The sequence below is a fragment of the Pseudomonas asiatica genome, assembly GCF_009932335.1.
Lineage (GTDB): Bacteria > Pseudomonadota > Gammaproteobacteria > Pseudomonadales > Pseudomonadaceae > Aquipseudomonas > Aquipseudomonas asiatica.
In genome coordinates this window covers 436,555-448,814 of record NZ_BLJF01000002.1, presented here as the reverse complement: position 1 = coordinate 448,814, position 12,260 = coordinate 436,555, and the positions used below count along the sequence as shown (strand labels likewise).

The window sequence follows — 12,260 nt, the reverse complement described above, 5'->3', positions numbered from 1 at the left end:
CACCTTGGGGCCATTCGCGGGCTTGCCCGCTCCCACAGGTGCACTACAGGTCTTGAAGACTGTGATGTACCTGTGGGAGCGGGCAAGCCCGCGAAAGGGCCCTTGAAACCAACAGCGTTGCCCCTGAAGTTTGCTCCCCCCGCCCCGCTCTGCTAGTGTCGCGCCGTTCTGAATGCCACCGAGACAGTCGCCATGGCCCGCAAAAAAGCCTCCCTCGATTTCGAGCAATCCCTCGCAGACCTGCAAGCACTGGTCGAGCGCCTGGAGAACGGCGAGTTGTCGCTGGAAGAGTCGCTGGCCGCCTTCGAGCAAGGCATCGCCCTGACCCGCGATTGCCAGGGTGCCCTGGCCCAGGCCGAACAGAAGGTGCAAATCCTGCTGGAACGCGATGGCGAACTGGCTGCCCAGCCCTTCGACGCGGAGCCGGAAGCATGATCGGCACCTACCAGGCCAGCTGCCAGGCGCGGGTCGACGCCGCCCTCGAACCGTTGTTCGTCGCCCCGACCAAGGAACTCGAACGCCTTTACGCCGCCATGCGCTACAGCGTGATGAACGGTGGCAAACGCGTTCGTCCGCTGCTGGCCTACGCGGCCTGCGAAGCCTTGGGCGCCCCGGCCGAACACGCCAACGGCGCAGCCTGTGCGGTGGAACTGATCCACGCGTACTCGCTGGTGCATGACGACCTGCCGGCCATGGATGACGACGACCTGCGCCGCGGCCAGCCGACCACCCACAAAGCCTTCGATGAAGCCTGCGCGATCCTCGCCGGCGACGGTTTGCAGAGCCTGGCCTTCAGCGCCCTGCTCGACCCGCGCCTGAGCCCGCAAGACGACAGCATTCGCCTGGCTATGGTCCAGGCCCTGGCCAAGGCTGCCGGCCCGGCAGGCATGGTCGGTGGCCAGGCCATCGACCTGGGCTCGGTGGGCCTGAAGCTGGACCAGCAGGCGCTGGAGTTCATGCACCGGCACAAGACCGGTGCGCTGATCGAAGCCAGCGTGCGCCTCGGCGCCCTGGCCAGCGCCCGCGCCGAGCAGGCGCAACTGGATGCCCTGCAGACATATGCACAGGCGATAGGCCTGGCCTTCCAGGTGCAGGACGACATTCTCGACGTGGAAAGCGATACCGCCACCCTGGGCAAACGACAAGGGGCCGATATCGCCCGTGACAAACCGACCTACCCGGCGCTGCTGGGCCTGGAAGCGGCCAAGGCCTATGCGATCGAACTGCGCGACCAGGCGCTGGTCGCACTGCAAGGGTTCGGCGAAAAGGCCGAACCGCTGCGGGCGTTGGCGCGTTACATCGTCGAACGCCGCAATTAAGCAACGACACCAATCCCTGTGGGAGCGGGTTTACCCGCGAATGCGATGTTGAGTTTACCGCCGCATTCGCGGGTGAACCCGCTCCCACAGGGGCCGCGTAACCCGTGGTTGAATGGGCAGTATTTCCTACAATGGGGTAAACTGCCGCGTCTTCACACACCTATAACGACTCGCCTGATGCCCACGACGTTTCAAGAGATCCCCCGCGAACGCCCGGTCACGCCGTTGCTCGACCGCGCTGACACGCCTGCCGGCCTGCGCCGGCTGGCCGAAGCCGACCTGGAGACCCTGGCCGACGAACTGCGCCAGGAACTGCTCTACACCGTGGGTCAGACCGGTGGGCATTTTGGTGCCGGCCTGGGTGTCATCGAGCTGACCATCGCCCTGCACTACGTCTTCGACACCCCCGACGACCGGCTGGTGTGGGACGTGGGTCACCAGGCCTACCCGCACAAGATCCTCACCGGGCGCCGTAACCGCATGCTCAGCCTGCGCCAGAAGGACGGCATCGCCGCCTTCCCGCGCCGCAGCGAGAGCGAGTACGACACCTTCGGCGTCGGCCACTCCAGCACCTCGATCAGCGCTGCACTGGGCATGGCCATTGCCGCCCGCCTGCAGAACAGCGACCGCAAGTCGATCGCGGTGATCGGTGACGGCGCGCTGACCGCCGGCATGGCCTTCGAGGCGTTGAACCACGCCCAGGAAGTCAACGCCGACATGCTGGTGATCCTCAACGACAACGACATGTCGATTTCGCGCAATGTCGGTGGTCTGTCCAACTACCTGGCCAAGATCCTCTCCAGCCGCACCTATGCGAGCATGCGCGAAGGCAGCAAGAAAGTGCTGTCGCGCCTGCCGGGCGCCTGGGAAATCGCCCGCCGCACCGAAGAGTACGCCAAAGGCATGCTGGTGCCGGGCACGCTGTTCGAAGAACTGGGCTGGAACTACATCGGCCCGATCGACGGCCACGACCTGCCGACCATGATCGCCACCCTGCGGAATATGCGTGACCTCAAGGGCCCGCAGTTCCTGCACGTGGTGACCAAGAAGGGCAAGGGCTTCGCCCCAGCCGAGATCGACCCGATCGGCTACCACGCCATCACCAAGCTGGAGCCGGCCGACAAACCCGCCGCACCGAAGAAAGCCAGCGGCCCGAAATACTCCGCAGTGTTCGGCCAGTGGCTGTGCGACATGGCTGCCGCCGACAACCGCCTGGTGGGCATTACCCCGGCGATGAAGGAAGGCTCCGACCTGGTCGAGTTCAGCGAGCGCTACCCGGAGCGTTACTTCGACGTGGCGATCGCCGAGCAACATGCCGTGACCCTGGCGGCCGGCATGGCCTGCGAGGGCAGCAAGCCGGTGGTGGCGATCTACTCCACCTTCCTGCAGCGCGCCTACGACCAGCTGATCCACGACGTGGCGGTACAGAACCTTGACGTGCTGTTCGCCATCGACCGCGCCGGCCTGGTCGGCGAAGACGGCCCGACCCACGCGGGCAGCTACGATCTGTCATACCTGCGCTGCATCCCGGGCATGCTGGTGATGACCCCAAGCGATGAAAACGAGCTGCGCAAGATGCTCAGCACCGGCCACCTGTACAACGGCCCGGCGGCTGTGCGCTACCCGCGTGGCACCGGCCCGAACGCGCCGATCAGCGGTGACCTGGAGCCGCTGGAAATCGGCAAGGGCGTGGTCCGTCGCCAGGGCGAGAAAGTCGCCTTGCTGGTGTTCGGCGTGCAACTGGCCGAGGCCATGCAGGTGGCTGAGCAGATCAACGCTACCGTGGTCGACATGCGCTTCGTCAAACCGCTGGACGAGGCACTGGTGCTGGAACTGGCCGCAAGCCATGAGCTGCTGGTGACCATCGAAGAAAACGCCATCATGGGCGGTGCCGGTGCGGCTGTGGGTGAGTTCCTGGCCAGCCAGGCGATCGTGAAACCGCTGCTGCACCTGGGGTTGCCGGACATCTATGTCGAGCATGCCAAGCCGGCGCAGATGCTGGCTGAGTGCGGGCTGGATGCGGCTGGGATCGAGGCTTCGGTGAAGGCTCGGATGACCAGGCTCGGGCTTTGAGATTTTGGGGCCGCTTTGCGGCCCATCGCGACACAAGGCCGCTCCTACAGGGACCGCGCAGTTCTTTGTAGGAGCGGCCTTGCGTCGCGATCGAGGGCGCAGCCCTCGCAAAAGCTTACTTGGACGCCGGCGCGTTAGCCTCGAGCAACGCACACAAACGCGCCGTAGCTTCGATCATCTGCCCACTAGGCCGCTCCAGGCCTTTGTCTGGCACCACCAGTAAACGATCATCGGCAACCGCACGCAGTTGCGGCCAGGCCTTCCAACTCTCCAGCTGCGCCTGATCACCCGCCAGAATGACCTGTGGGTTGCGCAGCAGCACAGACTCCACATTTACCTGCGGCGCCGCCTGGGTGAGATCGGCGAAGACATTACGCGCGCCGCAAACGGCCAGGGCATCGCTGACCACCTGCCGGCCACCGAGCGTGTACAGCGGTCGGTCCCAGACCTGGTAGAACACCTGCAAGGGCTCGTCCCGTCGATACTGCTGGCGCAGCTGCCGCAGCCGGTCACGCAGGGCCTGGGCATACCGATGGCCCTGTTCGGCACGACCGATTCGTTCGGCGATGGCTTCGATCTGCTCGATCAGCTGGTCGATGTCATGGGGTTCTGCGCTATACGTTGCGATACCCAGGCGCTTGAGCTGGTCGCGTTGGGCCGGCGGCACGCTGCCCGGCCACAGCAGCAACAGGTCGGGGCGCAGGCTGAGCAGGCGTTCGAGGTCCAGTTGCCCCTGGCGCCCCACCGAGGGCAACTCGCGCAGCGCCGCCGGCCGTTCGCCACCGTCGAGCACACCGACCAGCAGGTCATCGGCCTGTAGTTCGAGCATGATCTCGCTCATCGACGGGGCCAGGCTGACCACTCGCAGGGGTTCGGCGGGCAGTGCGGAGCAGACGAGCAGCGCCAGCAGGCCGGGCAGCAGGCGCATCAGCCGAGCTGGCGTGGAATACGATAGAGGTACAGCACCACTGCGGTGGACAACGCCAGCAGGATCTGCGGCACCGCCTCGAGGCCGACCAGCACCGACAAAGCGGCGACCCAGGCCGGGAAGCAGGCATACAACATAGCCAGGCGCCGCACCCGCGCCAGTTCGATCCAGGCGGCGGGCTCTTCTCCAGTGCCGAGCACCTTGGAAGTGGCGATGAGGGCGCGCTTGTAGGCACTGAAGCGCGGCAGGCTGAGGAACATGGTCGCCGCGCCGGCAATGAACAGTGGCATGGCCAGCACCGAGGCCAGCGCATCACCGCCACCGAAGGCCCAGGCCATCACTGGCAGCGGCACCAGGCCCACCGCCAGGTATTGCCACCAGGCCAGCGCCAGGCGCCGCTTGACCTCGGCGCGGGTCACGCCTGAGGCACCTCGCCCTGGTGCTCGTTACCCAGCATGTGGCCCAGCTTGCCGGCCTTGGTTGCCAGGTAGTAGCGGTTGTGCGGGTTGTGCCCGGTGTGCAGCGGTACGCGCTCGGCGACGACGATGCTCATGTCGGTCAGGGCTTTGACCTTGCGCGGGTTGTTGGTCATCAGGCGCAACGACTTCACGCCCAGGTGCTCCAGCATCGGCAGGCACATGGCGTAGTCGCGCTGGTCGGCGGCGAAGCCCAGGCGCTCGTTGGCCTCGACGGTATCGGCGCCACCGTCCTGCAGCTCGTAGGCGCGAATCTTGTTCAGCAGGCCGATGCCACGGCCTTCCTGGCGCAGGTACAGCAGCACGCCACGGCCTTCACGGGCGATGGCCTGCAGCGCGGCTTCCAGCTGCGAGCCGCAGTCGCAGCGCTGGCTGAACAGGGCATCGCCGGTCAGGCACTCGGAGTGCAGGCGCCCCAGCACCGGCTGGCCGTCCGCGATGTCACCCAGGCTGAGCACCACGTGCTCACGGCCAGTGGCTTCGTCGAGGAAGCCATGCATGGTGAAGGTCGCGAAGGGAGTCGGGAGTTTAGAGGCGGCAACAAAGACGACGGGCACGTTGTGCTCCTGGAATAAGTTTAAATTTCTCGTGGGCCGATTGTATCAGCAGGTTGGGGGATGTGGGCTGGCTGAATACCGTGGGGTAAGATCGAAAAGTTCGATGCTTAGCAAAGGTCTGTACTCAATCCTGTGGGAGCGGGCATGCCCATGAAACGGGGCGCTCAATGTGGTTTGCTATCCGGGCTGAACGGATACGGCTGCTGCCAGTGCTCGAAGATCGGCTTCAGCTCACCACTGCGCACCAGCTCGGTCATGCGCTTGTCGAACAGGTCGCGCAGGGCCTTGGCCTGGTCGCTGCGGGCAAAGGCCAGGTACAGCGGCAGTTCGGCCACATGGGTGCGGCGGAAGCGCTCGGGCTGGGAGGTCTGGCCGAGCACATAGTCGATCTCGGTCAGCGCATCGATGTAGAAGTCCACACGGTCATGCTCGAGCATCGGCAGGATACCTTCGCGGCGCTGGACTTCGCGGAAGTCATGCACATCGGGCAGATAGCTACCGAAGTCGTAGCCACGCACCCAGGCCAAGCGGTAGCGACCTATGGTCTGCCGAGTAGGCACTGGCTTGCTGACCAACCCTAGCGCGTAGATGTGGTCCATGTCGAAGTGCCAGCGCGGATACAGGTTGTCGTCGTTCTCTTCCTTGTACGAGCCTACCCAGGCGTCAGCCTCGCCACGCTTCACCAGCCCGACCGCACGGCTGTAGGGCGCGCTCTGGGTCACTACCTTGACCCCGGCCGGCTCGAACACCTTGCGCAGCACGTCCCAGGCTACCCCGGTACCGTCGGCGTTGGTGTAGTCGAGCCACTCTTCGCTGACCAGGTGGATCTGCTTCGGCACACCCTCGGCAGCCGCCGCCCACGGGGCAAGGCTCAGCAGCATTGCCAGCAGCACGGTCCTCATGGCCATTCACACGCTCCCTGTATCAGGCAACCGCCCAAACCAGAACCTGCATCCCCAGCCAGGCAAACACGCCAGCCAGGATATCGTCGAGCATGATGCCAACGCCCCCATGCACATGGCGGTCGACCCAGCGGATCGGCCACGGCTTGAGAATGTCGAAGAAGCGGAACATCAGGAACCCCGCCAGCAGCCACTGCCAGCCTTCCGGCACCAGCCAGAGGGTTATCCACATGCCGACGATCTCGTCCCAGACAATGCCTTCATGGTCGTGCACGCGCAAGTCATTGGCGACCTTACCGCATAGCCAGAAGCCGAACAGCATGCTCACGCCCAGCAACAGCCAGTAGCCCCAGTCGGGCAGCATCTGCCACATCGGGATGAACGGTATGGCCACCAGCGAGCCCCAGGTGCCCGGCGCCTTTGGCAAGGTGCCAGAACCGAAACCGAAGGCGATGAAGTGCCACGGGTTGCGCCAGACCGAAGGCGGAACAAACTCCGCAGGCACCTGGTTGGGGTGATCGGTCACGGTGTCTCCCTAAAATGTTGATAGCCGCGTTGCCGCGGGGTGATGTCCTGGCCCTGCCGGTCGCGCAGGCTCACACCCTGCCCTTCGAGCACCCGCCCGATGACGTGGAATGCCGCCAGGCCTTGTGCCTGCAGGGATGAAAGCTCGGCTGGCGGCAAGGTGAACGCCAGCACGTAGTCATCACCACCGGTCAGCGCCGCATGTACGGCCGCCTCGGCGCCGAGCAAGCCCTGCAGGGCGGATGACACCGGCACCTGCTCCAGGTTCACTTCGAGCGCCACGCGGGAGCCCTTGGCGATATGCCCGCAGTCGGCCAGCAGGCCGTCGGAAATATCCAGTGCCGAAGTTGCACGCCCGCGCAGCAACTGGCCCAGGGCGAACTGCGGCGACGGCGACCAGTAATGGTCGAGCAACGGTTGCGCCAGCGCGGCATCGGCCTGGCGCTGGCCCAGCACCAGCGGCAAAGCCCCTGCCGCGTTACCCAACTCGCCCCCGACGCAAAGCAGGTCGCCCGGGCGAGCGCCATCACGGCGCAACGCCTGCCCCACCGGAACCCGGCCGAACACGGTCATGGTGATACTCAGGGGGCCGCGAGTGGTGTCGCCACCGATAAGGCTTAGCTGGCAGTGGCCGGCCATGCGGTTGAGGCCGCTGGCGTAGGCTTGCAGCCAGTCGGCGCTGACCTCGGGCAAGGTCAGGGCAAGGGTGAAGCCGATGGGGGTGGCGCCCATGGCAGCCAGGTCGCTGGCCGCCACGGCCAGCGAGCGCTGGCCGAGCAACCAAGGGTCGCACAGAGCCGGAAAATGCACCCCGGCAACCAGGGTGTCGGTGGACACCGCCAGTTGCTCGCCGGCAGGAAGGCCCAGCAAGGCGCAGTCGTCACCAATGCCAAGGGCCACGCCTTCACCGCCTTGCGCACAGGGCGCGGCGGCGAAGTAATGGCTGATCAGCTCGAACTCACCCATGGTCCGCAAGCGCCAGGATCAGCGCTTGTTCGCCTTTACTTCTGCTTCGCGCAGGTTCGGGGCCAGCTTGTCCAGCACACCGTTGACGAACTTGTGGCCATCGGTGGCACCGAAGACCTTGGCCAGCTCGACACCTTCGTTGATCACCACGCGGTACGGTACGTCGACGCGTTTGATGAACTCCCAGGTAGACAGACGCAGCACGGCCAGCTCGACCGGGTCGAGCTCTTCCAGTGCCAAGTCCAGGCATGGCTTCAGGGCGCTGTCGATTTCGCTCTTGATCGCCGGGACCCCATGCAGGATCTCGCGGAAATAAGCGCCGTCGACATCGGAGAAATCGTTATCGACCCGGAACTGCGCTTCGATCTCGTTCAGCGAATGCTGCGCCATGTGCCACTGGTACAGTGCCTGGGTCGCGAGCTTGCGGGCTTCGCGGCGCTTGGCACTCTTCGATGGCTTGCCGGCATCCGCAGGTTTTGGATCGCGCGGGTTGAAACGATCGCTTTCGTCGCTAATCACTTGGCCTCCAACTGCGCCAGCAGGCTGACCATTTCCAGAGCGGACAGGGCAGCTTCAGCACCTTTGTTGCCGGCCTTGGTGCCGGAACGCTCGATGGCCTGCTCGATGGAGTCGACGGTCAGTACGCCGAAGGCCACCGGAACACCGAACTCCATGGACACCTGGGCCAGGCCCTTGGTGCATTCGCCCGCCACGTATTCGAAGTGCGGGGTACCACCACGGATCACTGCGCCCAGGGCGATGATCGCGTCGTAGGCGCCTTGCTGGGCGACCTTCTGTGCCACCAGCGGGATTTCGAATGCACCCGGGGCACGGATGATGGTGATGTCGCTTTCGCTGACACCGTGGCGTACCAGGGCATCAACGGCACCGCTTACCAGGCTTTCGACGACGAAGCTGTTGAAGCGGCCAACCACCAAAGCATAGCGACCTTTGGGGGCGATGAAGGTACCTTCGATGGTCTTCAGGGTCATTCCGATATTCTCATCTTCAAGAGCGAGGCCGCATGCTGGCGGCCTCGACAGGGGTATGGACTCGAGCTGGAGGGCGTCACTGCCGCCTCAAGTCACTCGGAGGGCACGTATTCTACAACTTCCAGATCGAATCCGGATATCGCGTTGAACTTCATCGGCGAACTCATCAGGCGCATCTTGCGCACACCGAGGTCGCGCAGGATCTGCGAACCTGCACCCACGGTGCTGTAGGTGGTCGGTGCCTTGACTGGTGCATCGCCAGCGCTTTCGCGGATGTGCGCCAGCAGCACGTCGCCGTCCAGCGGGTGCCCCAGCAGCAATACCACGCCGCTGCCGGCCTCGGCCACGGCAGCCATGGCGGCGCGCAGGCTCCAGCGGCCCGGTTGCTTGACCAGCAGCAGGTCGCGCAGCGGGTCCATGTTGTGTACGCGGACCAGGGTCGGCTCTTCGGCGCAGATCTTGCCCAGGGTCAAGGCCATGTGCACGTCACCTTCCACCGCGTCGCGGTAGGTGACCAGGTTGAACTCACCCAGCTCGCTCTCGACCGGTTGCTCGGAGACGCGCTGCACGGTGCGCTCGTGGATCATGCGGTAGTGGATCAGGTCGGCGATGGTGCCGATCTTCAGGCCGTGCTCGGCGGCAAACACTTCCAGTTCGGCGCGGCGCGACATGGTGCCGTCGTCGTTCATCACTTCGCAGATCACGCCACTTGGCTCGAAACCGGCCATGCGTGCCAGGTCGCATGCGGCCTCGGTGTGGCCGGCACGGGCCAAGGTACCGCCAGGCTGGGCCATCAGCGGGAAGATGTGGCCAGGGCTGACGATATCTTCGGCCTTGGCGTCCTTGGCAGCGGCCGCCTGCACGGTACGTGCGCGGTCAGCGGCGGAGATGCCGGTGGTGACACCTTCGGCGGCTTCGATCGACACGGTGAACTTGGTGCCGAAGCCCGAGCCGTTGCGCGGCGCCATCAGCGGCAGCTTCAGGGTCTCGCAGCGCTCGCGGGTCATCGGCATGCAGATCAGGCCGCGGGCGTGCTTGGCCATGAAGTTGATGTGCTCAGGCAGGCAGCACTCGGCCGCCATGATGATGTCGCCTTCGTTCTCGCGGTCTTCGTCATCCATGAGGATGACCATTTTGCCCTGGCGGATGTCTTCGACCAGTTCTTCGATGCTGTTGAGCGCCACGCGGCACCCCCTTCTCAATCAGGATTTCAAGAAGCCGTTGGCGGCCAGGAAGCTTTCGGTAATGCCACTGCCCTTGCTCGGTTCGGCAGCCTTGTCACCCAGCAGCAGACGCTCCAGGTAACGGGCCAGCAGGTCGACCTCAAGGTTTACCCGACGCCCTGCACGGTAGTCGGCCATGATGGTTTCGGACAGGGTGTGCGGGACAATGGTCAGCTCGAACTCGGCGCCATTGACCTCGTTGACCGTCAGGCTGGTGCCGTCGACGGTGATCGAACCCTTGTGGGCGATGTACTTGGCCAGTTCCTTCGGTGCACGCACGCGGAACTGGATGGCGCGGGCGTTATCGCTGCGCGAGATGATTTCGCCGACCCCGTCGACGTGGCCGCTGACCAGGTGCCCGCCCAGCCGGGTAGTGGGAGTCAGGGCTTTTTCCAGGTTGACCTTGCTGCCGCTCTTGAGGTCGATGAAGGCGGTGCGCTTGAGGGTTTCGACGCTGACGTCGGCCCAGAAGCCGTCGCCCGGCAGCTCGACGGCGGTCAGGCACACGCCGTTGACGGCGATGCTGTCGCCGAGCTTGACGTCACCCAGGTCGAGCTTGCCGGTTTCGACGTAGACGCGCACGTCGCCACCCTTGGGGGTCAGGCTGCGGATGGTGCCGATGGATTCGATGATGCCGGTGAACATGGGGTCTTCCTCAAAAACGTTTTGCGCAGGGCAAGCCAGGCATTATACGCGGGGTGCCGGCAGGGGGATGGCCGTGACCCGCCAGTCATCGCCCACTGCGCGCATTTCGGTAATTTTCAGCCGCGGCGCTTCGCTCATCTTGTCCAGTGGCCAGTCCAACAGCGGACGGGCCTGGGAACCGAGGAAAGTGCCGGCGACGAACAGCTGGTACTCGTCGATCAGGCCTAGCCGGGAGAAGGCGCCGACCAGGCCGGCACCGGCTTCCAGCAGGACTTCGTTGATGCCGCGGGCCGCCAGTGCCTGCAGCAACGCCGACAGGTCTACCTGGCCATTGTCACCCGGCAAGCTGAGCAGTTCGTGGCCGGCAGCGGCATAGCGCGGGTCATCTGCGACAGCGGTCACCACCAGCGCCGGGCCAGCCTGGAAAAACGGCGCATCCAGCGGCAGGCGCAGGTGGCCATCGATCAGCACTCGCAGCGGTGTGCGGCTGAGAGCCAGGGCAGTGGTTTCGGCATCCAGGCCCAGCTCGGCGCCGCGCACGGTCATCCGCGCGTTGTCGGCCAACACGCTGGTGGCGCTGGTCAGTACCACGCTGGAGCGGGCACGCAGGCGCTGCACCGCCGAGCGGGCGGCCGGGCCAGTGATCCACTGGCTTTCGCCACTGGCCATGGCGGTGCGGCCATCCAGGCTCATGGCCAGCTTGGCGCGAACGAACGGCAGACCGTGCTCCATACGCTTGAGGAAACCGGGGTTGAGTGCGCGGGCCTCGGCCTCGAGCACGCCGCTGGCCACTTCGATACCGGCCTCGGCCAGGCGCCGCAGGCCCTGCCCCGCCACTTGCGGGTTGGGGTCCTGCATGGCGGCTACCACCCGTGCCACGCCTGCCTTGACCAGCGCTTCAGCGCACGGTGGCGTGCGGCCATGATGGCTGCACGGCTCAAGGGTGACATAGGCACAGGCGCCACGGGCACGCTCACCGGCCTGGCGCAGCGCATGCACTTCGGCATGCGGCTCGCCGGCGCGCACATGCCAGCCTTCGCCGACCACCTCGCCATCGCGCACGATCACGCAGCCTACGCGCGGGTTCGGGTGGGTGGTGTACAGGCCCTTGCGCGCCAGCTCCAGCGCGCGGGCCATGTAGTGGGCGTCGAGGATGGCAGCTTGGCTGGGCATGGTCACTCTTTAGCCGGCTCGCGAGCCAGGCGGTCGATTTCTTCGCGGAACTCGTCGAGGTCCTGGAAGCGGCGGTAAACCGAGGCAAAACGGATATAGGCCACTTCGTCGAGCTTGCGCAGCTCGGCCATGACCATCTCACCCACTACCAGCGATTTGACTTCACGCTCGCCGGTGGCACGCAGGCGGCTCTTGATATGCGCCAGCGCAGCTTCCAGGCGCTCGACGCTGACCGGGCGTTTTTCCAGTGCCCGCTGCATGCCGGCGCGCAGCTTTTCTTCGTCGAAGGGTTGGCGCGTGCCGTCCTGCTTGATCAGCCGGGGCAGCACCAGCTCGGCGGTTTCGAAGGTGGTGAAGCGCTCGCCGCAGGCGACGCATTCACGGCGGCGGCGCACCTGCTCGCCCTCAGCGACGAGACGAGAGTCGATTACCTTGGTGTCGTTGGCACCGCAAAAGGGACAGTGCATGGTGGCAGGCAACA

15 protein-coding genes are annotated in these 12,260 nt (G+C 65.3%); 3 read left to right on the top strand and 12 right to left on the bottom strand.

From position 1 onward, the window contains the following. Positions 1–192 precede the first annotated feature (192 nt). From GYA95_RS21480 to dxs, 3 genes are all read left to right on the top strand, one after another. Positions 193–435, top strand: a complete 243-nt coding sequence (locus GYA95_RS21480) for an exodeoxyribonuclease VII small subunit (RefSeq protein ID WP_003255380.1) — start codon at positions 193–195, stop codon at positions 433–435. Beyond that, complete coding sequence (ispA, locus tag GYA95_RS21475) at positions 432–1,319, top strand: (2E,6E)-farnesyl diphosphate synthase (RefSeq protein WP_015268783.1); 888 nt, start codon at positions 432–434, stop codon at positions 1,317–1,319. The genes GYA95_RS21480 and ispA overlap by 4 nt, the downstream gene beginning before the upstream one ends. A gap of 177 nt (positions 1,320–1,496) precedes the next feature. Further along, on the top strand, positions 1,497–3,392 hold the full coding sequence (gene dxs, locus GYA95_RS21470; protein WP_015268782.1) for a 1-deoxy-D-xylulose-5-phosphate synthase: 1,896 nt from the start codon (positions 1,497–1,499) through the stop codon (positions 3,390–3,392). A gap of 115 nt (positions 3,393–3,507) precedes the next feature. On the opposite strand, the gene GYA95_RS21465 is transcribed toward dxs, so the two are convergent. The 12 genes from GYA95_RS21465 to nrdR form a co-directional block, all read right to left on the bottom strand. Next, positions 3,508–4,320, bottom strand: a complete 813-nt coding sequence (locus tag GYA95_RS21465) for a cobalamin-binding protein (protein WP_015268781.1) — start codon at positions 4,318–4,320, stop codon at positions 3,508–3,510. Further along, entirely contained in the window at positions 4,320–4,739 is a 420-nt protein-coding gene (locus GYA95_RS21460; RefSeq protein WP_015268780.1) for a hypothetical protein, read from the bottom strand. Before GYA95_RS21460 ends, GYA95_RS21465 begins: the two co-directional genes overlap by 1 nt. After that, entirely contained in the window at positions 4,736–5,353 is a 618-nt protein-coding gene (gene ribA / locus GYA95_RS21455; protein ID WP_015268779.1) for a GTP cyclohydrolase II, read from the bottom strand. Before ribA ends, GYA95_RS21460 begins: the two co-directional genes overlap by 4 nt. Before the next feature lie 164 nt (positions 5,354–5,517). Then, positions 5,518–6,261, bottom strand: a complete 744-nt coding sequence (locus GYA95_RS21450) for a substrate-binding periplasmic protein (RefSeq protein WP_015268778.1) — start codon at positions 6,259–6,261, stop codon at positions 5,518–5,520. A gap of 16 nt (positions 6,262–6,277) precedes the next feature. Beyond that, on the bottom strand, positions 6,278–6,781 hold the full coding sequence (locus GYA95_RS21445; protein ID WP_015268777.1) for a phosphatidylglycerophosphatase A family protein: 504 nt from the start codon (positions 6,779–6,781) through the stop codon (positions 6,278–6,280). Beyond that, a complete protein-coding gene (gene thiL / locus GYA95_RS21440; protein ID WP_015268776.1) occupies positions 6,778–7,746 on the bottom strand; it encodes a thiamine-phosphate kinase in 969 nt (322 codons plus the stop codon). The genes GYA95_RS21445 and thiL overlap by 4 nt, the downstream gene beginning before the upstream one ends. A gap of 18 nt (positions 7,747–7,764) precedes the next feature. Next, complete coding sequence (gene nusB, locus GYA95_RS21435) at positions 7,765–8,265, bottom strand: transcription antitermination factor NusB (RefSeq protein WP_013970674.1); 501 nt, start codon at positions 8,263–8,265, stop codon at positions 7,765–7,767. After that, complete coding sequence (ribH, locus tag GYA95_RS21430) at positions 8,262–8,738, bottom strand: 6,7-dimethyl-8-ribityllumazine synthase (RefSeq protein ID WP_003255395.1); 477 nt, start codon at positions 8,736–8,738, stop codon at positions 8,262–8,264. Before ribH ends, nusB begins: the two co-directional genes overlap by 4 nt. Positions 8,739–8,830: 92 nt before the next feature. Next, complete coding sequence (gene ribBA / locus GYA95_RS21425; protein ID WP_003259341.1) at positions 8,831–9,922, bottom strand: bifunctional 3,4-dihydroxy-2-butanone-4-phosphate synthase/GTP cyclohydrolase II; 1,092 nt, start codon at positions 9,920–9,922, stop codon at positions 8,831–8,833. Between the two features lie 18 nt (positions 9,923–9,940). Continuing rightward, a complete protein-coding gene (locus GYA95_RS21420) occupies positions 9,941–10,606 on the bottom strand; it encodes a riboflavin synthase (RefSeq protein ID WP_003255399.1) in 666 nt (221 codons plus the stop codon). A gap of 42 nt (positions 10,607–10,648) precedes the next feature. After that, complete coding sequence (ribD, locus tag GYA95_RS21415; RefSeq protein ID WP_015268775.1) at positions 10,649–11,779, bottom strand: bifunctional diaminohydroxyphosphoribosylaminopyrimidine deaminase/5-amino-6-(5-phosphoribosylamino)uracil reductase RibD; 1,131 nt, start codon at positions 11,777–11,779, stop codon at positions 10,649–10,651. A 2-nt stretch (positions 11,780–11,781) separates the two neighbouring features. After that, a complete protein-coding gene (gene nrdR / locus GYA95_RS21410; protein WP_003255402.1) occupies positions 11,782–12,246 on the bottom strand; it encodes a transcriptional regulator NrdR in 465 nt (154 codons plus the stop codon). Positions 12,247–12,260: the final 14 nt, after the last annotated feature.

Coding starts and splice junctions, on each gene's coding strand:
- ribD (WP_015268775.1), bottom strand. CDS start 11,779: ATGCCCAGCCAAGCTGCCATCCTCGACGCCCACTACATGGCCCGCGCG.
- GYA95_RS21465 (WP_015268781.1), bottom strand. CDS start 4,320: ATGCGCCTGCTGCCCGGCCTGCTGGCGCTGCTCGTCTGCTCCGCACTG.
- GYA95_RS21480 (WP_003255380.1), top strand. CDS start 193: ATGGCCCGCAAAAAAGCCTCCCTCGATTTCGAGCAATCCCTCGCAGAC.
- ispA (WP_015268783.1), top strand. CDS start 432: ATGATCGGCACCTACCAGGCCAGCTGCCAGGCGCGGGTCGACGCCGCC.
- dxs (WP_015268782.1), top strand. CDS start 1,497: ATGCCCACGACGTTTCAAGAGATCCCCCGCGAACGCCCGGTCACGCCG.
- GYA95_RS21450 (WP_015268778.1), bottom strand. CDS start 6,261: ATGGCCATGAGGACCGTGCTGCTGGCAATGCTGCTGAGCCTTGCCCCG.
- thiL (WP_015268776.1), bottom strand. CDS start 7,746: ATGGGTGAGTTCGAGCTGATCAGCCATTACTTCGCCGCCGCGCCCTGT.
- nrdR (WP_003255402.1), bottom strand. CDS start 12,246: ATGCACTGTCCCTTTTGCGGTGCCAACGACACCAAGGTAATCGACTCT.
- GYA95_RS21420 (WP_003255399.1), bottom strand. CDS start 10,606: ATGTTCACCGGCATCATCGAATCCATCGGCACCATCCGCAGCCTGACC.
- ribH (WP_003255395.1), bottom strand. CDS start 8,738: ATGACCCTGAAGACCATCGAAGGTACCTTCATCGCCCCCAAAGGTCGC.